17 protein-coding genes are annotated in these 21,134 nt (G+C 46.2%); 5 read left to right on the plus strand and 12 right to left on the minus strand.

Annotation, left to right across the window (positions count from 1 at the left end; translation table 11 throughout):
• Window positions 1–336 precede the first annotated feature (336 nt).
• Window positions 337–888 carry a hypothetical protein gene (locus Q1V85_RS03710; protein ID WP_300597563.1) on the minus strand — a complete coding sequence of 184 codons (552 nt, stop codon included), beginning with the start codon at window positions 886–888 and terminating at the stop codon, window positions 337–339.
• 191 nt (window positions 889–1,079) lie between these two features.
• Here Q1V85_RS03710 and Q1V85_RS03715 point away from each other — a divergent pair, with 191 nt between their 5' ends.
• Together Q1V85_RS03715 and Q1V85_RS03720 are read left to right on the plus strand one after the other, a co-directional pair.
• Entirely contained in the window at window positions 1,080–1,295 is a 216-nt protein-coding gene (locus tag Q1V85_RS03715; protein ID WP_300597565.1) for a helix-turn-helix transcriptional regulator, read from the plus strand.
• Window positions 1,296–1,465: 170 nt separating this feature from the next.
• Complete coding sequence (locus Q1V85_RS03720) at window positions 1,466–2,878, plus strand: MBL fold metallo-hydrolase (protein ID WP_300597567.1); 1,413 nt, start codon at window positions 1,466–1,468, stop codon at window positions 2,876–2,878.
• Window positions 2,879–2,898: 20 nt separating this feature from the next.
• Here the strand turns inward: Q1V85_RS03720 and Q1V85_RS03725 are convergent, their stop codons facing one another.
• The 9 genes from Q1V85_RS03725 to Q1V85_RS03765 all read right to left on the minus strand — a co-directional run bounded on the left by Q1V85_RS03725 (window position 2,899) and on the right by Q1V85_RS03765 (window position 12,767).
• Entirely contained in the window at window positions 2,899–3,303 is a 405-nt protein-coding gene (locus Q1V85_RS03725; protein WP_300597569.1) for a GxxExxY protein, read from the minus strand.
• A gap of 155 nt (window positions 3,304–3,458) precedes the next feature.
• The gene (locus Q1V85_RS03730) at window positions 3,459–5,240 is read right to left on the minus strand and encodes an ABC transporter ATP-binding protein (RefSeq protein ID WP_300597571.1); all 1,782 of its coding nucleotides are present in this window, start codon (window positions 5,238–5,240) and stop codon (window positions 3,459–3,461) included.
• Between the two features lie 4 nt (window positions 5,241–5,244).
• Window positions 5,245–6,993, minus strand: coding sequence for an ABC transporter ATP-binding protein (locus Q1V85_RS03735; protein ID WP_300597573.1), 1,749 nt, complete (start codon window positions 6,991–6,993; stop codon window positions 5,245–5,247).
• Between the two features lie 355 nt (window positions 6,994–7,348).
• Complete coding sequence (locus Q1V85_RS03740; protein ID WP_300597575.1) at window positions 7,349–8,368, minus strand: ABC transporter permease subunit; 1,020 nt, start codon at window positions 8,366–8,368, stop codon at window positions 7,349–7,351.
• Window positions 8,316–9,323: an ABC transporter ATP-binding protein gene (locus tag Q1V85_RS03745; RefSeq protein WP_300597577.1), complete on the minus strand. Its 1,008-nt coding sequence runs from the start codon at window positions 9,321–9,323 to the stop codon at window positions 8,316–8,318. The genes Q1V85_RS03740 and Q1V85_RS03745 overlap by 53 nt, the downstream gene beginning before the upstream one ends.
• Window positions 9,324–9,325: 2 nt before the next feature.
• Window positions 9,326–10,177, minus strand: coding sequence for an NEW3 domain-containing protein (locus Q1V85_RS03750; RefSeq protein ID WP_300597579.1), 852 nt, complete (start codon window positions 10,175–10,177; stop codon window positions 9,326–9,328).
• A gap of 254 nt (window positions 10,178–10,431) precedes the next feature.
• Entirely contained in the window at window positions 10,432–10,791 is a 360-nt protein-coding gene (locus Q1V85_RS03755) for a DUF4180 domain-containing protein (protein WP_300597581.1), read from the minus strand.
• 35 nt (window positions 10,792–10,826) lie between these two features.
• Window positions 10,827–11,744 (minus strand): DMT family transporter, encoded by a 918-nt coding sequence (locus tag Q1V85_RS03760; RefSeq protein ID WP_300597584.1) that lies wholly within the window; start codon window positions 11,742–11,744, stop codon window positions 10,827–10,829.
• Window positions 11,745–11,864: 120 nt separating this feature from the next.
• Window positions 11,865–12,767, minus strand: coding sequence for an Rpn family recombination-promoting nuclease/putative transposase (locus Q1V85_RS03765; RefSeq protein ID WP_300597586.1), 903 nt, complete (start codon window positions 12,765–12,767; stop codon window positions 11,865–11,867).
• Between the two features lie 114 nt (window positions 12,768–12,881).
• On the opposite strand from Q1V85_RS03765, the gene Q1V85_RS03770 reads away from it, so the two are divergent.
• The 3 genes from Q1V85_RS03770 to Q1V85_RS03780 all read left to right on the plus strand — a co-directional run bounded on the left by Q1V85_RS03770 (window position 12,882) and on the right by Q1V85_RS03780 (window position 18,102).
• Window positions 12,882–13,442: a sugar O-acetyltransferase gene (locus Q1V85_RS03770; protein WP_300597588.1), complete on the plus strand. Its 561-nt coding sequence runs from the start codon at window positions 12,882–12,884 to the stop codon at window positions 13,440–13,442.
• Window positions 13,443–13,682: 240 nt separating this feature from the next.
• Window positions 13,683–17,609, plus strand: coding sequence for a Pls/PosA family non-ribosomal peptide synthetase (locus tag Q1V85_RS03775; RefSeq protein WP_300597590.1), 3,927 nt, complete (start codon window positions 13,683–13,685; stop codon window positions 17,607–17,609).
• Window positions 17,610–17,619: 10 nt separating this feature from the next.
• Complete coding sequence (locus tag Q1V85_RS03780; RefSeq protein WP_300597593.1) at window positions 17,620–18,102, plus strand: GNAT family N-acetyltransferase; 483 nt, start codon at window positions 17,620–17,622, stop codon at window positions 18,100–18,102.
• Between the two features lies 1 nt (window position 18,103).
• On the opposite strand, the gene Q1V85_RS03785 is transcribed toward Q1V85_RS03780, so the two are convergent.
• Both Q1V85_RS03785 and Q1V85_RS03790 read right to left on the minus strand, forming a co-directional pair.
• Window positions 18,104–18,748 (minus strand): 4'-phosphopantetheinyl transferase superfamily protein, encoded by a 645-nt coding sequence (locus Q1V85_RS03785; RefSeq protein ID WP_300597596.1) that lies wholly within the window; start codon window positions 18,746–18,748, stop codon window positions 18,104–18,106.
• A 25-nt stretch (window positions 18,749–18,773) separates the two neighbouring features.
• Complete coding sequence (locus tag Q1V85_RS03790; protein WP_300597598.1) at window positions 18,774–20,975, minus strand: alpha-galactosidase; 2,202 nt, start codon at window positions 20,973–20,975, stop codon at window positions 18,774–18,776.
• Between the last annotated feature and the right edge of the window lie 159 nt (window positions 20,976–21,134).

Raw genomic sequence — 21,134 nt, forward strand, 5'->3', positions numbered from 1 at the left:
GGTGGCGTATAAGGATACCCTTGTACAGTTAAAGGACAGGGATTTGCAGTAAAAACCGGCATGTTAAGGGGACTGTACACTGTTGAGTGTGCATTCTATCGCAGCAGGCTGAGCAACACATAAACAAATAAAACAATAGTGACTACGGTGCCGCAGATGAAAAACCCGGCTAAAAATTCCATATAACCGACTTTTTTGTGCTTTAAGGGAATCTCGTGTTTAAGGGACATATGCTTTTGTTTTGTTTCGGCCATAAAGTTCGCCCCGCAAACAGGCGCACCAAAGCGTAAAAGCACGGGTTTTTTATAGGGTTTTTACGGTAGTGCCATTCAGCGGTCAGCCATCAGCATTTAGCTGACTTTCCGATGGCTCCTGCAGGTGGCTGTTTTCCAAAGCACCTTGTTGCAGAGCCCGGTACCGGGGTTGTACAATGGCCTCGGGGGAGGGACCTGGTGGTTGCGGGGGAAGTCGACGGGCTTTCTGAAACCAATCATTAAACCAGCGGTGCTGTCGATCATCCCGCCAGATTACATGGGCTTCTATCCGTGTTTCGTCACCATTGGGAAATAATACATTTATGGCATTCATCTCAGCAAATATCCGGTGTATCTCACGCCGGGTATAATATTGCTGACCATAACCCTTTGCCAGAAAATAATACAGAAGATGCTTTTGGGCAGTATTGCCCTCCGGCCCGGCACCTTCGAAACCAAGACTTGCCATAAAGTCTTCAAGCATCTCTTGTGGAGGAATCTCAATCAGCCGGCATAGCAGCAGGAACCGGTACGGGAGTATAAAACTGAAACGGGCAAATCGATCATATTGCCCGGTCTGCCATTCCAGGTAGGGCGCGCCGTAGCTTTGCATAATTGGTTTTGTTTTTTCCATAGCAGTGTTTTAAGATTGGTATAAAGCAGAATAAATACTTTTTCAACTCTAAGATAAATAAAAATTCTGAAAAACAGCATTTTATTTCTGTAAATTTATTTTTTAGCGCTATTTTTTTATATTTTCCTGGCAAAAAAAATAATTCAGGGTTTCCTATATTGCCAATTAAATGATGAAATTCATAACTAATTATGGCAGAAAAGCGAATCCTTAACCGGATAAAAAGCGTACTGGCGGATAAAGGCAGAACCAATTTATGGTTGGCGGAGCAACTGGACAAAAACAAAAGTACCGTTTCAAAATGGTGTACCAATGATCAGCAACCTACATTGGATACCTTGTTTGACATCGCCGAAGTACTCGAAGTGAATGTGTCTGAGTTATTGGTCATACAGGCAAAATCATAACCAATCGCTGTTTTAAAAGGTCCGGATCGTCTATCTGCATTGAAGGGCGTGTTTTTCTCAAATTTGAATCCTTCAGCGTATAAAACCCTTTTCCCTTTAATCTGTTAATAAGGAAGGATGCGGAACTGGATGGTTATAAATAACGATCTTTGCTATCTAAAACAGTGTGTATGAAAGTAGAGCAGATCTATACCGGATGCCTGGCCCAGGGGGCGTATTATATTTCTTCAAAAGGTGAAGCAGCAATTATTGACCCCTTGCGGGAAGTGCAACCTTATATTGACAGGGCTGCAAAAGACGGGGTAAAGATCAAATACATTTTCGAAACACATTTTCATGCCGATTTTGTAAGCGGGCACATTGATCTTGCTGCGAAAACCGGCGCTCAGATCGTTTTAGGTCCAACAGAAGCCCATTTGGGGTATGATGCACATATTGCGAAGGACGGGGAACTTTTTAAAATAGGGGATGCTACTATAAAAGTACTGCATACGCCGGGGCATACCCTGGAAAGTTCCGTTTATTTACTGGTGGATGAAACCGGTAAAGAAACCGCTATTTTTACGGGTGACACCCTGTTCATTGGGGATGTTGGCCGGCCGGACCTGGCACAAAAAATTGCCGGCGATCTTACCAAAGAAAAGCTGGCAGGGTTGCTGTTTGATTCGCTGCGCAATAAAATAATGCCGCTGCCGGATGCGCTAATCGTTTACCCGGCGCATGGAGCGGGGAGTGCCTGCGGCAAAAATATGAGCCGCGAAACTTCGGATACGCTGGGGCATCAGAAAAAAGTAAATTATGCATTGAACCCTGACCTGACCCGGGAGCAATTTATTACAGCTGTTACAGACGGGCTGACCGAACCTCCTCAATATTTCCCCAAGAATGTGCTGATGAATATTGAGGGTTATGAAAGCATCAACGAGGTGCTGGAGCGAGGCAACCAGGCCCTGGATCCGGATGCATTTGAGGAAGTGGCCAATCATACCGGTGCCATCATGCTGGATACCCGTGCACCCCAGGATTTTGCAAAAGCGTTTATTCCCAATTCGATCAATATCGGAATTGATGGCAGTTTTGCTGTTTGGGTAGGCACCCTTATCCCCGATCTGAAACAGGAGATCCTGATCATTGCTGATGAGGGACGCGAAGAAGAAGTGGTTACCCGTTTGGCACGCGTTGGCTATGACTATGCCATCGGTTACCTGAAAGGAGGTATCAATGCCTGGAAAAAGGCCGGCAAAGAAACCGACCATATCGAAAGTATTACGCCCGAAGCACTGGCAACTGTTGTAAAACCTCATATCCTGGATGTACGCAAGGAAAGCGAATACCAGGCGGAACATATCGAAGGTGCCGAAAACATGCCGCTCGATTATATCAATAACCATATCGCCGACATCGACCAGAATAACCCGGTTTATGTGCACTGTGCCGGTGGATACCGCTCTATGATCTTTTCTTCCATTTTAAAAGCACGTGGCTTTGACCATGTGATCGATGTGCAGGGTGGCTTTAAGGCGATCAAAGATTCCGGAAAATTTAATGTGACGGATTTTGTTTGCCCTACGTCGGTGAAGTAAAGAAATCCTCTTAAGCCATGTTACGATGGTAACGCTTTGAAATATTCATTTACAAAAGGCCTCATGGTTTTTGTTATATTATCTGTATAAAAGTTGATGAGCAGGCCCTGAGGTTTTTGTAATAGTTTCATGTAGGTAAGTAGCTGTACTTCGTGAACCGGCAATAAGTGCTCTACCGCTTTTAGTTCAACAACAACACAATCATTCACCAACAAATCCAGGCGAAGGTCTGCATCAATAGCAATATGCTCATAAATAACCGGTACTAAAACATGCCGCAAAACGGCAAAATGATTCCTGGAAAGTTCATATTCCAGGCATCTTTGATAAACGCTTTCTAACAGGCCCGGGCCTAATTCCTTGTGTACTTTAATGGCGTATCCTGTAATTTCATAGGAAAGCTGTGTTACTTCTTTCTTTGTCATAGGTTTTTATTTATGGGTGTTATATATAACATTAAGATATTAAGGGCCATTAAGAAGCTGCATCATATATCTTAACTTCTTAATGGTTCCGGAAAAAGAGAACGTTCAATGGCCCTTATAAAGGTACATGAGTTTAAAATAATATGTTTTATTTTTTAACTCGCCCGTTTATGCTGTAGCAGCATATCCATTGCATGCTCCAGGGTTCCGGCTGGGATCACTTCTCCCGCATTGACAAAGAAAATTTCGTCGGCATTTTCGATTGTGTTCAGCCGGTGCGCAATGATGATTTTTGTGGTGGTTGCAGGTAATCGTTCCAGGATCTCTTCCAGGATCTTTTCGGTTACCGTGTCAATATTGGCAGTGGCCTCATCCAGGATCACGATCTGGGGTTTGCGCAGTACGGCTCTTATAAAAGCAATGAGTTGTTTTTGGCCCAGGCTGATGGAATCGGAAGTGGTAACCAGCTGTGTGCTTAAGCCGGCATCAAACCGCGATAAAAGATCGCTTAACCCGGTATCACCAATAGCCTGTAATAACTGTTCATCATCCAGTTGGCGCAATTCGGTGTTGCCATACAGGATATTTTCCCGCAATGTGCCGGTAAATAAAAACGGTTCCTGTAAAATAAAGCCGATCTCCCGGGTGCGTTCTTCGGCAGTATAGGTGCGGATATCCTGTCCGTTTAAAAGCACCAGTCCCTCTGTAGGATCATACAACCGTGCAATTAAGGCAGCCGTAGTGCTTTTACCGCCACCGGTAGGACCAACCAGGGCATAGGTCTTCCCGCGCTGCAGGTTAAAGTTGATGTCGTGTAATACGCTTTTGCCATCCGGATAACGGAAGGATACCTGCTGAAATGTGAGCACGTTATCCGATGTGGGCACGGCCGTATCTGCTTTGCTTAATACCGGCAGGTTCGATTGACGGGAAAGGATCACAGAGATGCGGTCCCAGGCCGCCAGTGCTGTTTGAAAACTCGCCCATAGTGCGGCCAGCTCGCGCAGCGGCCGGTAAAAATATTGCACGTAACTCATAAAGCTGATCAGCAATCCCAGTGTGAACTGGCCTTCAAGGATCAGGTAAATTCCAAAACCTAATACGATCAGTTGTGCCAGGTTGGAAAAGAAACCAAATACAGGCATAAACAAATTATTGGCAACACCTGCTGTTACGGATGTTTTGTAGTTGATATCATTGGCTTTTGAAAAACGGGCCCGGAAATAATCGCGCCGGTTAAACGCGATAATGGTTTTAAAATTGTGCAGCCCTTCCTGTATGTTGGCACTGAGATCTCCGTTGGCTTTCAGGCTGATGGCATTTTTTTTCTTGACCCAGGGGGAAACAATCAACGCAAACAGCAGGATAAAAACGGCAGGGATCAATGATGCGGCTCCCAGTTTCCAGTTGATGGATAACACAAATACCGCTACCCCGATCATGGAGAAGATACTGTCCATAAACCGCATCAGGGATTGGGAGAAGAACTGGTTCACGGTATCTGTATCATTGTTGATCCGTGAGATGAGGTCGCCGGAGCGGTTGCTGTTAAAGAAGGCAACCGGCAGTTGCTGCAGTTTATTGAATACCTCGTTCCGCAATGCATACAACATACGTTGCCCTACACCGCCCATTAACTTTGCCTGCAGATACTCCGTACCGGCCCAAACAATATAAACACCCAGCAATATTGCGCTGTATTGCATTAACGGGCCATATTGTTTTTTAAGAATGAAATGATCGACCATGTAACCGATCAGGTACGGTGTGAGCATGGTAAGACCGGCGTTCAGCATCATTACAAAAAAAGCGATCCCGAGATTTCTTTTTTCTCCTTTCATAAACCGGAACATCTTACGCAGTGCTGCACCTGCAGGACTTTTCTGTTCCTGGTTCAGGTTATAGTCTGTTTGATGATTGCCGTTTTGTTCCTGCATATTGTTAGGCTTCTGTGGTTTGATAATTGTTCATGCTTTGCTGGCTCTGTAAGATCTGGTTATATTCCGGGTTCGACCGCAATAATTCCTCATGGGTTCCTTTGGCAACCAGCTCGCCCTCCATCAATAAAATGATTTGCTCGTAATCCCTTACAGGTTCCAGGTTCTGGGTAATGGACACAATGGTAATGCCGGGATAGTTTTCTGCCACATTTTTCCAGATCCGCTGTTCAGTGGTGCGGTCTACCCGTGCCGTAAACTCATCCAGGAGTAAAATTTTCGGACTACCGGCCAATGCCCGCGCCAGCATAATACGCTGCTTTTGCCCTCCGGATAAACTGAGTCCCCGCTCAGATACTTCGGTATCCAATCCGTTGGGAAGGGATGCCACAAAATCCGAGAGTTCCGCCGTTTGCACGGCTTTTTGTAGTGCGGCTTCCGAAACGTCGGCATTGAAGGCAATATTCTCCCGGAGGCTCATGTTAAAGATGATCGCATCCTGGAATACCAGCCCTATCTGTCGCAGCAATACTTCCTGGTTATAGGTTTCTATGGGAATATTGTCATAATAAATGGTGCCATGCCGGGGTTTGATCAGCGTGGTTAATGCATAAAACAATTGCGTTTTGCCAGCTGCGGTAGGACCGATAACGGCGGTACGGGATCCTGCTTTTACTTGAAAAGAAACAGCATCCAGTGCCTTTTTTTCACCAAATGCTACGGTAAGCTCTTTTACTTCAATAGCCCCTTCCAGTTGTTTTTCAACATCGCCGCCCTCTTCTGTATCCGCGGCTGTAAGTACCTGGTGTATGCGGGCATAGGAGGCAGATGCTCTTGCAATCAGGTTGCTCATAAACCCAATCAATAAAATGGGAAAGATCAGGATCGCGATGTAGCTGTTAAAAGCCGCAAAGGCACCCATGGTCATTGATCCGGTAATGGCAAAACGGCCGCCAATTACTACTACCGCTAATACCGCAAGGTTGGCCGTAAACACAATAATGGGAATCAATGTGGCAAATAATTTAAGGATGGACAGGCCCAGGTTCTTAGCTTCGCCGCTGGCATCCATAAATTTATTGTATTCCTGGAACTGGGCATTCAGCACCCGGATCAACGCCGCACCCAGTATGGATTCGTTAATGGTTTTATTCAGTTTATCGATCACCTCCTGAGAGCGTTTGAAAAGCGTTTTTACTTTTTTAAAAACAAGCATAAAAGCCAGCGCAATGATCGGGATCACGCAGAGTACGATCAGGCCCAGCCGCCAGTTGATGCTGAGCAAAAGAACGGCGGTACCAACGATCAATACGATCGACGAAATAATATTAACAATGGCCTGTGAAACAAAGGTCTTGACCGCATTTACATCAGAAGTGATATTGGTCAGCAATTTATCCGGGCTGGTTTCCTGGATAAACGCATGTGTTTGGCGGGAAATTTTGCCGGCCAGTTGCTCCCGCAGATCCCGGGCTACTTTTTCTGAAGCATAGGTTTGAACCAGGCTTTGGAGGTAGGTCAAGATCAGGATCAGCACTGACGCTCCCGTAAAATAGAGCACGAGCCGTTGCATCTGGAACCGGTTCTGAGAAAAATCATCAATAGCTGATTGAATCAGTTTGGGAATGACGAGGTTGAGGCCATTGCTAAATAAAGCCAGCAATAATAATATAATGATAAGCCCTTTATAAGGCTTTAACATGGCAAACATGTTGGGCTTTGCTGCTTTACGGGCGTTTGTTCTTTCCTGCATGATATGTTTTATACACAATGAATGGCTGTTGCCGGACTGGGGCCATTTGCTATTGGTGACGTACGATGTGCCGTTTTACTTTAATTTGTTTAAAAAGAAATAGCGTACGTACCCACACAGGGGTCTGCCCGGACTGCGAAATTAGAGATAATGCTACAGAAACGCTGAAACACAGAAGATCTTTTCCGCGGTATCTAACAGCGGATCGGATCTTCCGTTATTATTGGAATGTTTCCGTTGCCGGGAGCCGTTACAGATACGGATGAACAGATTTTCCTTTACAGGAACCCGTTCCGGAAGAGAACGCGTTGCACATTTAAGCGTTGCCTTCCTGCACAAAATGAGACTATAGGGATCAGTTCCGTATTTCTCTTCTCATAAAGCGATAATAAGCGAAGGCAAAACATAATAACGTAGCAGCCAGCAAACCACATAGCTGGGGCCATACAATCAAGATACTCTCCCGGAGTGAAAGGGGGGTAGGAATGGCACCTGCCATCTGCTCCATCGATAATGGTCCCAGGCTTCTTACCGAAGGCATTAATAAGGTGGTGGTGCCATCTGCGTAAAGCTGACTGGGTGCCAGCTGAAGGAACGTAGTGATCGTGCTGTTATAGCCCGCTACCTGATCTGGTGACAGCAGGGCCGGGTCGGGTAAAAATGCTTTGATCACCAGGCTCATCACCATCTGGTAAAAAATGGTAAAAAACAACCAGATTCCAATAGCCGTTAATGCAGATGTGGCGGCCTGTTTAAAAATGACTGAAAGTAAGATGGAAAGATTGAGCCAGAAACCCACATACACAATGGTAAGCACAAGAAAGCAGAGAATACGCAAAAACTCCTGCGGTTCCATATGTACACCGGTAATGATCAATCCGCCGCCAATCATCAGTAAGCCCAGGGATAAAAAGAGCGCACTGATCACAATAAGGGCGCCGGTAAACTTGGCCAGCAGCAGGTTATCCCGGTACACCGGTTGTGCCAGGAGGCGGATCAGGGTACCGTTGTTCTGTTCCGAATTAATGGCATCGAATCCCAGGCCAATGCCCAGCAGCGGCCCCAGGAAGCCTATAAAGATGTGAAAGGGCGGCAGGCTGTTGTCGGTAATTGTGAGCAGTTTCAGGTATAAGAATAAGCGGTCCGGATCCTCCACATTTGCCACCGCTTTGGAAATATTGGATAGCGACACATACATGGAGCCTAAAAAGGTCAGCAACATGATGGCCAGTAATATGATGAACCGCCAGCTGCGGATATGGTCGGCTACCTCTTTCCGGAGCATTACCGAAAAAGGCGGGTCGCCCGGCTGCTTTTTCCGGCTATTTACGTTTTCTGAAAAAAGACCTTTGAAATAAACCGCTGGATTTTTCACTGGAACTGTTTTCATTTAAATTGGTTTCAAAATAACGTTCATAAATTTCATCTAACCCGTAAACGCGTTGCTGCACTCCTGTAATGTCCACCCCTTGCTGAACAAGCGTACGTACCAGTTGTGGGGTAATATCGGCGTTACCGGATACCTGCAGCAAATGATCTGTTACAATAACCTTCCTCACTGAATCCAATGTTAACAGATCGGCCTTCAGTGTTTCCGGTATCGCATTTTTAACCGCTATTTCCACTGTAAACGGCTCACTGGAAAACAGGTTACCGGCAAGTGTGTCAATAGCTCCTTCGGCTAGTAGCTTTCCGCCCACAAAAATTCCCACCCGGTCGCAGACCTGCTGCACCTGGTGCAGGTGATGGGATGAAAGCAGTACGGTAAGCCCCTGTTGCCGGCTTAATTGTTTTATAAGTGTAAGGAAATCTTTTACCCCACTGGGATCAATGCCAAGAGTGGGTTCGTCCAGGATGATCACTTCCGGTTGTTTAATCAGTACATCCGCCAGGCCCAGCCGTTGTTTCATTCCCCGGGAAAACGTAGATGCCCGTTTGTTTATCGCTCCGGAGAGCCCCACTTCTTCCAGTGTATCCAGGGCGCGCTCTTTTACCTCGTTTTCCGGTATGCCATTCAGCCGACCGATATATACCAGGTTCTCCAATGCCGTCATGTTGTTATAAAACCCCACATTGTCCGGCATATATCCCACTTTGCGTTTTACCGGTATCGGATCTCTTGTAGCATTAAAGCCACAAACCGTTGCGGTACCGGAAGTGGGTTCTGTAAGACCCAGCATCATTAATATGGTGGTAGATTTGCCGGCACCATTAGGACCCAGCAATCCGAAAATTTCCCCTTTATAAATGGTCAGGTCCAGGTTGTCGACAGCCCGAAGCGAGCGGTAACATTTTGTTAACCCCTCCAGTTCAATGATCGGAGTTTCCATATTTATCTTCTTCCATATTTGCGGATCAGATAATAGATGATTGCTACAGCCAGCAGTATGACCAGCAGCCCGATCCAGCCGGAGAGGAACGATGTTTTTACTGTTATGCGGAAGGCCGCGCTGGCATTGGCATTCGGATTCTTTATACTAAAGTTGGATACATAATCACCGGCGATGGTTTTACCCGGAACTTTAAGTGTTGCTATTACATCGATGGTTTTTCCGGGTTCCAGCCGGCTGATCTTCGATGGCTCAAAAGATGCCTCCCACTGTGATGGCGCCTGTGCCGAAAGATCCAGGTTGTCCAGGGCGATGGTACCGGTATTTCGCGCTACCAGGTGCAGCTGCAGGGAGGAGCCCTCGGTAACTTCATCGCTTAGCCTTCCGGTGGGCGTTGTCAGTTCCAGCGCATACGAACCTTTTACCACCGCTTCAATAGTTAATGCGGCCGTGTCTGTGCCGGTGATGGCCTTTAAAGGAATGCTGTACTTTCCGGGTTTAGCTACGGGAGAGGGAACCACTTCGATGGAGATGTCCTGCGTCCGGTTCGAATCTAACCGGAAGGATGCCACCTGGCTTCCCTCTACTTTAAATGCCACACTCCACCCAATGGGCGCCTCCGATTTCAACTCATAGATTTTAGCCTGTTGCGCCGTATTGTGCAAACTTGCATTATACCGGAATGTTTCATTAACGGCCGCTTCCAGGTTCATCAGGCGCGCAGTAAATGCGGAACCCGGCGATTGGGAAAATGAAAACCCGGGATGAAAAACAATTGCTGATAAAAACAGCAGGCAGCGGAATACTTTTCTTCTTCCGCTCCGTAACGAAATTGAACTTTGTTGTGCTAACATGACATTAATAAATAATCAAATTCATTAATAAAATAATAGCGCCTCAAATATGGGATTACCTTTTTGAGTGCAAACGTTGATTGTTCTTGAATAAAAGGTGCGCTAATTTATAAAAAGATTTTTTTCAACAAAAAAAATTATATGAGCGGTTGCTCAGCAATTATGACCGGTTTTTTTTCTTTACTGAACCAGGTTTGGCCGGGAAGGGCAACGGTCATTTTGGTATACCTGGTAACCCGGGTTTTTACGAAGGGTTATTGTGTTAGTTTTTCAAGTGCATGATCAATACTGCCGGTAAAGTATACCTGCCGCCCGGCATTGCTTTCGCGGATAAAATCGCGTAAACTTTTTGAAGTAATACCGGTCCAGTCACCAATAATGGCAACCCGCATCCGATAGTTGACAAATTTTTGTAAAATTTCACCAGCAAGCTGCGTACTGAGGTCGAAGAATGCCGGTGTTATATTACGCGCATGCAGTATAACAAGGTCATATCCCTGGTAATAACTATTTCCAATAAGATCCATTCCGTCTTCGATCCCTTTAAGATATATTGCTTCCCCTTTTATTTCGGCAACTGTCTGATGATTGCTCGTGTGCGTTATAATTTCCATATAGAATGACAACGATATTATTTATAATGCTGCACTCAATGCTTATCTGTCCTGCGTCTGTCGAACTGGCTAAGGGCCAGGCCCGCCAGTACCATTAACACGCCGGCGATGGTATAAATGCTTACAGGATCGTGTACCCAAAGCGCTGCGATGATAATGCCGAATACCGGGCAGATAAATAGCCACATACCTGCTTTTACGGCGTCCTGCTTCAGCAGGCGGAGCCAGAGTGCAACAGCACCGATTGAAACGGGTATGGCCAGCCAAAGGGTACCTCCCCAAAATGCCGGTGTATAGTGATTGGCGGACCCTTTATAGGTAAATAAGGCAACTGGAAGCATCAGCAGACCACCAAAAAAAGTTTGCCAGCCATTGATCACAAATAAGTGCATTTGTCCCCAGCTCCTGGATGAAAAATAAATGGTACCGATGGAGTAAGAAAGCATGCTGGCCAACAACAAAATCAGGCCTAATGGGGTAACCGATGCCCCGCCTAATAAGGGCCAGGCCACTACAAAGATGCCCAGCAGGCAGATGCATATGGCCAGCAGAATGCGAAGCGGCAAGGGTTTTTTTAAAAAGAAAACGGAAATGAAACTGATAAATACGGGGCTAACTGCCACCGTTAATGCGCCGATACTGGCGGTTACCTGCTGCATGGCGATCACATATAAACCCAGGTAAATAGTGATATTCAGCATGCCGTAAATAATCAATGGTTTCCATTCTTTTTTCCGGGGCAGCGGTTTGCGAAGTACCAGGTGTGCAATCATCAGCATGATTAGTGATGCTACGCCAAAACGCATCACGGCAATTACCAATGGTTGCGAAACGGTTAGCGCTATCTTGGTTGCAGTAGACGCGGATGACCATAATACGGCAAATACCAATCCTGTCAGAATCCACTTTAACCCGGTATGTTTTTTTTGTGTATGCACGAAAGAATCCGGCAAAAATACGGTGTTGTTGGGGAATAATGATCATACAGCAGGCGATAGATATATGGTATCCCAAAACGAAAGAACCGCTCCTTTTGGCTGGAAGCGGTTCCTTCAATTGTTATTTAAGATATCTTACTTTTTCTTCAAAGAGGCCCGGACCTTTTTTACAAAATCAAGGGAAACCTCAGCGGCGTTCACAGCCTGTTCATTTGTAAAACCAAATTTGGTAATTAAGTTGGCAACAACTTCAGCCTTCCCTTTTGCTTTGCCCAGAACTTCTCCTTCTGCTATACCCTTTTCCTCCGCAGTTTTTAATACGGAATATTCAGTCCATTTGTCCAATACGTCTTTTTGATATAACATATACTCCTCCTTTTTTAAGTTGGAAACCTCCGCAAGTTTAAACAGCTTTTGAAATGTCGCTTTATGCAAATTTACCGGAATTTTCTCCAATTTCGCCATATTGCGCAGTACGTACAGCCAGCGTTTTAGATCGGTGTTCAGATCGTTTTCCCGCAGGTTAAAATTGGGAAGCTCTAAAAATATCAATCCCAGTTTGTTATAAAATATATTACCGGTTTCTTCTTCTGTCGGCCGTACATAGTGCAGGTATTTACCAGGTGATGTATGATCAAAATTAAAATCCATAATGCCTACAAAGAACACTTCCTTTAATTCAAAATCCCAATGTTTATTTCCTTTTGGTCCCTGTTCCTGTAGTCTGCAGGCTGTATAAAAGAGGGCCCGGTCGGTAAAAAATTTTTGCCCGGCACGTTGTACTTCTATGATAAAGGTTTCTCCATCGGGTCCTGTGCAGGTAAGATCAAAAATGGTTTTACGGTGATGCCTGGCCGGGCCATTATTTTCCTGTGGGTTATATACCATGGCACAGATTTTTTTGCGGCCCTGGAATAAGGCGTTCAGGAAGGCGATCAGCAGGTCTTTATGTGACTCAGAAGCAAATATCCGTTTAAACCCAAAATCAGTTAGCGGGTCGATGTACCTGCCCAGTGGTACAATCACCGTGTTTTTCATAGCAGCCATAATTAAAGATACGATTTCTTTAAAACATCGCTCATACCCGGTTGCCAGGTGTTTGTTGCCCTTTTCCCGATTTACTATATTTACGGTATACTAATATTACCTTCAATGATCACCGAAAAAGAAAAAATGCTTTCAGGAGTACTGTATACTCCGGCAGATCCCGAACTGCGGGCCATGAGCGACCAGGCACACCGTCTTTGCCAGGAATACAACCAATGTAATGCCCTGGAATATGAAGCGAAGGCTTCTATTTTAAAAAAACTGATACCGAACCAGGGAAAAGGTCTTTATATTGAGGGCCCTTTTTTTTGTGATTATGGAGTAAACATAACGATTGGCGATAATGTGTTTTTTAACTTTAACTGCACCATCCTGGATACGATGCCGGTTATCATTGGCCATCACTGTATGTTTGGACCCGGCGTGCAGATCTATACGCCACTGCATCCTATGAATGTGGCCGAACGGGATACCGGCCTGGAATATGCAAAGGAAGTGGTGATCGGAAACAGCGTTTGGGTAGGAGGCAATGTTACCATACTGCCCGGTGTGCATATTGGGGATGGCTGTGTGATAGGGGCGGGTAGTGTTGTAACAAGGGATGTGCCCGCGAATAGCTTTGCAGCGGGCAACCCCGCGTGGGTCATCAAACCCATTCAGCAATAGCAACAGCATTGCCACCGGCTGTTTTTGAATAAGGCATCCAATGAGGAAAAGGCGCTGTACTTTAAAGCCTTCATCAACTTGTCTTTAGCTTTTAGCGCGGCATACGGGCAACGAATAACCGGGGAAATGCGTCTGCTTCCTCCGGGGATAAATAAAAAGATGCTCCTGGGCGTAAATAGTTATGTTTGTTCCAGTAACAGGCAAGCGTTTGCGTATAATCCGTTAAATAGTTCGTCCGCTATGTCACAAAGTGTGCTTTTGGGTAAATCGATCCCGGAGATCATTAAAACCGAAACCCTGCCGGAGTTGTTGGCCCCCTCGTTTATGACCTATAAAGATCAAACGGCCTTCATCTTTAAGGACCGCAGGTTAACATATGCGGAACTGGATAGCTGGAGCAATGCGATTGCCGCAGATCTGCAAAATCGTGGAGTAAAAGCCGGGGACCGTGTAGGGGTGTGGTATCCACGAAGTATGGAACTGCCGGTTGCCATACTGGGTATTATAAAAGCCGGTGCTGCTTATGTGCCGCTTGACCGGGAAATGCCCCTGGAGCGGATTCAAAAAGTATTCGGGGATATACAGGTGAAAACCTATTTTTCTGATGAAGATGCCGGTATTCATTGTCCGCCCATTCCGGTGCCTGCTAACCCGGAAGAACGGGTACCGCCTGTACTTTGTGAAGCCGGTGCACAAAACTGGGCCTATGTGTTGTTTACTTCGGGCAGTACCGGCGCACCCAAGGGCATTCCTGTGGCCCACCATAATATTTGCCACCTGGTACGGTCTGAACAGGATACCATACAGATCCGGTCTTCGGATACTGTGTACCAGGGCTTTTCAGTTTCTTTTGATATGTGGTGTGAGGAGGTGTGGATCAGTTTATTTGCCGGTGCCACTGTTTGGATCGCCGATGCGGTAACGGTAAAAGCACTGGACGAGCTCAGCAGTGTGCTTACAGAAAATCATATTACGGTTTTACACGCAGTACCCAGTGTATTGGCGATTATTGATGAAGTGCCTGCGCTCCGGCTCGTAAATTCAGGAGGCGAGGCCTGCACCCAACCCGTATTACAGAAATGGGGAACGCCCTACCGTATATTTATCAACAGCTATGGGCCTACCGAAACGACGGTATCCTCCAATATGGCGTTTATCAAAGCAGGAGATGAGATCAGTATCGGTGACCCGCTGCCCAATTACAATGTGGCGGTGGTAGACGAAAATATGCAGATCGTACCACGCGGGGAAAGGGGTGAAATGATCCTTACGGGACCGGGCGTAACGGAGGGGTATTTTAACCTGCCGGAGCTGACCGCCCAAAAGTTTTTGTCCAACCCGTTCCCCGAACTTCCGGGAGATACCCTTTATAAAACCGGCGATGCCGTGGTGATCCGCGAGGATGGTTTTATTGAATTTCATGGCCGCTTTGATGACCAGATAAAGCTGCGGGGATATCGCATAGAACTGGGCGAGATCGAAAGTCGCCTGAATGGGATTGAGGGTGTTTCGGCTGCCGCGGTTACCTTAAAACAGGACGCCAACGGGCAGGATCAGCTGGTGGGTTATGTAGTGTGGAGTGGTGTACATGCATTTAATGAAAACGAGATCCGCCACCAGCTGGCTACGTTCCTGGCACCCTACATGGTGCCGGTTACCATTGTATCCATTGCGGATATGCCCCGGATGCCCAGCGGTAAAATTAACCGGAAACAACTCCCCCAGCCGGAATCCTTTTTGAAAAAGAACGATGCGGCAGATGCTCCTGTATTTGATAAAAACGGGAGTGTGGAAGAGCACCTGCTCAAAGTGCTGCAGCTTGTTTTTCCCGGGAAAGAGATTAACCTGCAACAGGATTTTTTTACAGATTTAGGCGGTCATTCCCTGCTGGCGGCCACCGTTGTTTCCTCCCTGCGGCGGGATGCAGGTTTGTTGCATGCGTCCTTAAAGGATATATACGAGCACCGTCCCCTGCAATCGTTTGCCGGCTGCCTGGCTGAAAAACAGGAAGCAGGTACCACTCCAAAGGAACAACCGTTTCACCGGGTGTCTACCGCGCAATATTACCTGTGTAATGTATTGCAAACGGTTTGTCTTCTTTTCGTTTACGGATTACTGGCAATAGAGGTTATTTTTCCCTACCTCAGTTATTATTATTTCCTTGCAAACGGCGACTCTTATCTGAAGGCGTTGTCGAGTGCAGTGTTCTTATATATCCTTATCCCTCCGACGCTGGCACTTACGGCAATTGTTTTGAAATGGATAGTGATCGGTAAAATAAAAGAAGGCGATTACCCGCTTTGGGGCTGGTATTATTTCAGATGGTGGCTATGGAAGGCATTGAAACGGCTATTACCTTCCCAGTATATTGTAGATACGCCTTTATATCCAAGATACCTGCGGCTTCTTGGGGTAAAAGTGCATCCCACCGCTCAGCTTAGTTTTTTGCCGATTGCCGCGGAAGACCTGGTCAGCATCGGAAAAAATGTAAGCACCAGTTCCGGTTGTGCTATAGATAATGCGGTGGTGGAAAACGGGCTGCTCCGGTTGCGCCAGGTTCGGATCGGAGATCATGCCTACCTGGGCTCGTCTTCTATTGTTTGTGGTAATACGGTAATTGAAAAGAATGGGGAACTCCGGGAATTGAGCTGTCTACGTGAAGGAGAACGTATCGGTGAAAACGAAATATGGAATGGCAGTCCTGCAAAAAAAGAGGCGGTTATAAACGACAACGCGAGTGTTGGAATTAAGCCGGCTCCTGCAGCCAAACGAAACCGGTATGCCTTTGTTTACCTCTGCTCTTTATTTATCTTTCCCCTGATCGTTGTTATTCCCCTGTTTCCCACGCTGTATACGCTATATGTGGCTGACTATAATGCGGATGATTATGATTTCAGCTATCTGTGGCAAACGCCATTGCTGGCGGCCTCCTACCTGCTTATTTTTATATTTTGCGTAGCGGGTATATCGCGTGTTTTGCAGTGGAAGATGAAGGAGGGGCAATATTCCATCTTTAGTTTTACCTATTACCGTAAATGGGTAAAGGATCAGCTGATGAATATGTCCCTGATCGTACTGCATCCCCTGTATGCTTCGGTGTATATTTCCTGGTTTTACCGTTTGCTGGGTGCTAAGGTGGGCAGGAATTCTGAGATTTCTACTGCCAGTGATGTGTCGCATCATTTACTGGAAATAGGAAACGGGTCTTTTATTGCCGATGCGGTGATCCTGGGAGAGCATGACGTAAAAAATGAAGTGCTGACACTTGAAAAAACTGTTATTGGAAACAATAGTTTTGTTGGGAATAGTGGCCTAATTCCGCAGGGATATCATTTGAAAGATAATACGCTTGTTGGAGTGCTATCCAAGGCTCCGGATGAAAAAGAATGGGCCGCCAATAAAAATGCCGATTGGTTTGGCTCTCCGCCCATAGCACTGCCAGCCCGCCAAAAAATGGAGGGTTTTGAAGATAAGCTGACCTATCACCCTTCAGCCGGTTTAAAAATAGCAAGAGCGGTAGTGGAAGGCATCCGCATTATTCTGCCGCAAACCTGCGTCATTATTGCTTCGGTGCTGCTGATTGCATATGCGCATAACCTGTTGTTGGTTTCTGTGGGCCGCCTGCTGCTGTTTATTCCGTTCTACTATTTGTTCTTTATGGGAATACCGCTGTTTTTGGTAGCAGTGTTGCTGAAATGGATCTTTGTAGGAAAATATAAAAAGGCAGCGATGCCTATGTACAGTGTTAAGGTATGGTTGAGTGAAGCCATCACCAGTTTTCATGAAGCGCTTTCTGTGCCGTTTTTGCTGGACCCGCTTCGCGGTACGATGTGGCTTCCGTTATTGTTACGGCTGCTGGGTGTAAAAACGGGAAAAAAAGTGTGGCTGAATACAACGGATATTACAGAGTTTGATATGGTGACCATTGGAGATGAAGCGATGCTGAATGAAGATTGTGGTCCGCAAACGCATTTGTTTGAAGACCGGATTATGAAAGTAGGCACCGTAAATATCGGAAGCAGAAGCACCATTGGCACCCGAAGTATTGTATTGTACGACAGTGTTGTGGGCAGCCATGTTACAGTTGATTCGCTGTCGCTGATTATGAAAGGAGAACAATTACCGGATAATACCGCCTGGGGAGGCAGCCCGGTGCGGCCCATATAAAAGCGCTGATATGGTTACCATAAGAACAATTCATTTTACAGATGAACGCAGTATTGCGGATGCATTGCTCCGGGAACTGCATGATTCAGAAAAAAGCCTGAATGATCGTACTGCCGATTGGGACGCCATCCGGGAACGGTACCTGAATTTTGTAAAAGAATGCCTGGATGAAAATCATGGCCGGTTCCTGGTTGCGGAAATGGATGGCCGGGCCATCGGGTTTATTTTTGGATATATTGAAGAGCGGGATGACAGTGATTTTGAAACAGGCAAGGGAGAAGATCTCTATGTTTCTGAAGGCTATGTAAAAAAAGAATACCGGAAACAGGGCATTTATACCCGGCTGAACCAGGCTTTTGAGGCCGAATACCGCTCTTTTAATATCCGGAGGGTATACCGGTATACCCTGGTGAATAATACGGTAATGCAAAGCTGGCTGCAACAGCAGGGATATAAGCCCATCCGGCTGGTGTATGAAAAATGGCTGCAATAGATCAGGAAAAAATAAGGGCTGTTGTTTCGATTGCTGCTACCGGCACCGGTGCGGCTATATGTACAATATAATCCGGGTGCAGATGAACAGGATAGCAATAATATTGCGCTTGTTTAAATGGTACGGGTAACCGGCTTGTATCGATGTCTTTTAATGTTTCTGTAAGTCGGGTACCGGCAGCTTTTATGATCGCCTCTTTCCGTGTCCAGATCTTATAGAAAGCAGCAGTGGAATTCAAACTGCTGTTAACCTGTTTTATTTCATTTTCATGCAGCCAGTCCTGCATCATCGAAAGGTTTACCGGTTTTATAAATTCCGCATCAATTCCAACAGGTATACTTTCAGTAATAACTACTGCGCATAATTCCCCGCTATGTGTGCTGCTGAACTGGTAGCTACTGTTTTTAAAAAAGGGCTTATTGTCTGTTGATCTGGCGATGGTATGTATCAGCTCCTCCTGTCCGGGGCAAAGCCTATCCATGGCCCGCATTAAAAGCAGCCGGGATAGGAGCCTGCTTTGCCGGTCTGCCGCAGCCTGGTACCGGTTTATAGCGGACAACATCTCCGGGGGAAATTGCTGCGCCTGCTTTTCAATGACGGCCGCATTGTTCGCATACAAAAAGTTATAAAAAACAAAGGCCTTCATATGATGTATACCAAACAAACGGAGATCAGAGTGCTTCAATGCTCAGCACCACGCTGGTGCGACTTAATGTTACATTGGGATTGCACCCAATGGTCATGAGGAAATCACCGCTATAGGTTTTGCTTTCATCTATGCCGGGTTTTTGATCGTTGTAGAGATTAAGTTCCCGGATCTTATATTTTTTGGCAGGATCAAGTCCCTGGAGCTGAATAGGACTCAAGGCCGCTTCGCTGATATATCTTGCGTTTGTAAGATAATTGAACATAACCGCTTTGTTCTTTTCCTTATTGACGAACATTAAGGATGCCAGGTCTTTTTCATAAGGGTTTGCAAGCCGGTACAGATCGCCATGCCACACAATATCCTTAAAAGCATTGTAGTTCTTAACCGCCTGCTGACAGAAGGCGCGATCCTCCGGTTTGAGCTCATTGGCGCGGATATCGAACCCGAGCTTGCCCATGGACGCCACATCTACCCGGTATTTCAACGGCTGTTTGCCCCAATCGGTTACGTGGTTGCACATGGCGATGGCCGGGTAATAATAGGAGTAGTTCCATTGGATGAATACCCGCTCCAGCGGATCGGTATCATCACTGAGCCAGAACTCTGTAAAGTATTTCAGGGAACTGTAGTCTGACCGGCCGCCACCGCCAGAGCAAAGCATCATGGGCACTTTTGGATATTTTGAACGGATGCGCTGCAATACATTTTCCAGGCCACGGGTATATTCCACGTATAAATGCGACTGCGGGATCTTATTTTTTTCCAGGTATTGAGAGTGCCCGTTAAAAATAGGTGCATTGCAATCCCATTTAATAAAGGCCAGGTCCGGGTTCTTTTTAAATAAACCATCTACTACCCCAAATACAAAATCCTGCACCTGCGGATTGGTGAGGTCCAGTACCAATTGATTGCGGTAATAGATCTCCGGACGTTGCGGTTCGCGCAGCACCCAATCCAGGTGTTTTTCATACAGTTCACTTTTTGGATTGACCATTTCCGGTTCAATCCAGATACCGAATTTGATACCCTGTTTCCCCGCCTCGTTTACCAGGTAGGGTAGTCCATCGGGCAGTTTCTTTTTATTTTCCTGCCAGTCGCCCAGTCCGGCCTTATCGCCGTTCCTGGGGTATTTATTGCCAAACCAGCCATCATCCAGCAGGAAGAGATCCACGCCCAGGTCCTTTGCTCCCTTAAAAAGCCCCACCAGTTTTTCCTGGTCAAAATCAAAATAAGTGGCTTCCCAGTTATTTAACAGGGTAAGCCGTTCGCCTTTTCCATCCAGCAACTGATGATTGCGCAGCCAGGCTTGCAGGTTGCGGCTGCCGGTTCCAGTACCGGTAAAGGACAGGGTATAGGTAAACCGTGGCGTTTCAAATGAAGTGCCGGGCTTAAGATCGTAGGCCGACTGGTAGGGATTGATACCCGCCACCAGGTGCATTTTTTTATTGATATCTGTTTCAAATTGTATGGAATAATTGCCGTTCCATGCGATCTGGCCCAGCATCACAGTACCGCTGGTTTCTGTAGCAGGAGCATCCAACGCCAGCATAAAATTGGGCGAGCCAATGAGGTTCTCGCGGGTGCCCAACCGGGACTGGATGGTATGCATACCCTGTTTTAACTGTGTTTGTTCCGGCTGCATTTCTTTTGCCCAGTTGCCGTTATAGCTGGTAAGGTAATAATCCTTATTGTAGAAATAAAGATTGGCAGAGGCGTATTTATTCAGGGTCACTTTTCCTTTTTCTGTGTGCCGGATCACACTCCACTGTTCAATGACATCCTCATCTTTCCAGGCCTTGAAAAAAAGATCTACATAAAAGGGATAAACCGCATCCTTCAGCGTGATCTTCGTGAGTGTGGCGCCGCCTTCATTGGTAACGCTCTTGTTTTCATAACGAAGATCAAGTGAATTGTTGCCATCTGCATGCACTACAGCAATGGCCGGTTCAGAAAAGTTGTTGTCAATTCCTGCCACAGCAAAAGCACTGTTGTTGGAGCTGCCGCCGTCGCCGGAAAGATGGTACATCCGGCCCGCCGCTGCATATTCTTCCGGCGCCTGCAAGGTTTTGCCGGTGTGAATAATTTTTAAATGATTGTTTTTATCGGTTTGCATTACCACGGCTACGTTCCTGGTTTCAACAGGAATAATGGTTTGCGCGGCAATGGTACCGGTAAAATGACTGATGATGGCGAGACCGGTGGCGAGTGCGAACAATTTTTTCATATGAATGGATGCTGTATTTCTGAGTAGAGCGAAAATACTTTATTCGGGATTATGAAGCTGCAATGGTTGCGTAACATTTTTGTGAGGTGTATATTATTGCGTTTTTACCGCAGCCTTTCGCCGAACTTTTATATCCGCACCCGGTGCAGGCACGGCCAC

Origin of the sequence: Niabella sp., assembly GCF_030150205.1 — a bacterium.
In the GTDB taxonomy this organism is placed as follows: domain Bacteria; phylum Bacteroidota; class Bacteroidia; order Chitinophagales; family Chitinophagaceae; genus Niabella.

What these genes read in the sequence shown, in the direction of transcription:
- Q1V85_RS03710 (WP_300597563.1), bottom strand. Translation starts at nt 888, where the DNA reads ATGGAAAAAACAAAACCAATTATGCAAAGCTACGGCGCGCCCTACCTG.
- Q1V85_RS03720 (WP_300597567.1), top strand. Translation starts at nt 1,466, where the DNA reads ATGAAAGTAGAGCAGATCTATACCGGATGCCTGGCCCAGGGGGCGTAT.
- Q1V85_RS03790 (WP_300597598.1), bottom strand. Translation starts at nt 20,975, where the DNA reads ATGAAAAAATTGTTCGCACTCGCCACCGGTCTCGCCATCATCAGTCAT.
- Q1V85_RS03715 (WP_300597565.1), top strand. Translation starts at nt 1,080, where the DNA reads ATGGCAGAAAAGCGAATCCTTAACCGGATAAAAAGCGTACTGGCGGAT.
- Q1V85_RS03725 (WP_300597569.1), bottom strand. Translation starts at nt 3,303, where the DNA reads ATGACAAAGAAAGAAGTAACACAGCTTTCCTATGAAATTACAGGATAC.
- Q1V85_RS03755 (WP_300597581.1), bottom strand. Translation starts at nt 10,791, where the DNA reads ATGGAAATTATAACGCACACGAGCAATCATCAGACAGTTGCCGAAATA.
- Q1V85_RS03735 (WP_300597573.1), bottom strand. Translation starts at nt 6,993, where the DNA reads ATGCAGGAAAGAACAAACGCCCGTAAAGCAGCAAAGCCCAACATGTTT.
- Q1V85_RS03750 (WP_300597579.1), bottom strand. Translation starts at nt 10,177, where the DNA reads ATGTTAGCACAACAAAGTTCAATTTCGTTACGGAGCGGAAGAAGAAAA.
- Q1V85_RS03730 (WP_300597571.1), bottom strand. Translation starts at nt 5,240, where the DNA reads ATGCAGGAACAAAACGGCAATCATCAAACAGACTATAACCTGAACCAG.
- Q1V85_RS03770 (WP_300597588.1), top strand. Translation starts at nt 12,882, where the DNA reads ATGATCACCGAAAAAGAAAAAATGCTTTCAGGAGTACTGTATACTCCG.
- Q1V85_RS03765 (WP_300597586.1), bottom strand. Translation starts at nt 12,767, where the DNA reads ATGAAAAACACGGTGATTGTACCACTGGGCAGGTACATCGACCCGCTA.
- Q1V85_RS03745 (WP_300597577.1), bottom strand. Translation starts at nt 9,323, where the DNA reads ATGGAAACTCCGATCATTGAACTGGAGGGGTTAACAAAATGTTACCGC.
- Q1V85_RS03785 (WP_300597596.1), bottom strand. Translation starts at nt 18,748, where the DNA reads ATGAAGGCCTTTGTTTTTTATAACTTTTTGTATGCGAACAATGCGGCC.
- Q1V85_RS03780 (WP_300597593.1), top strand. Translation starts at nt 17,620, where the DNA reads ATGGTTACCATAAGAACAATTCATTTTACAGATGAACGCAGTATTGCG.
- Q1V85_RS03775 (WP_300597590.1), top strand. Translation starts at nt 13,683, where the DNA reads ATGTCACAAAGTGTGCTTTTGGGTAAATCGATCCCGGAGATCATTAAA.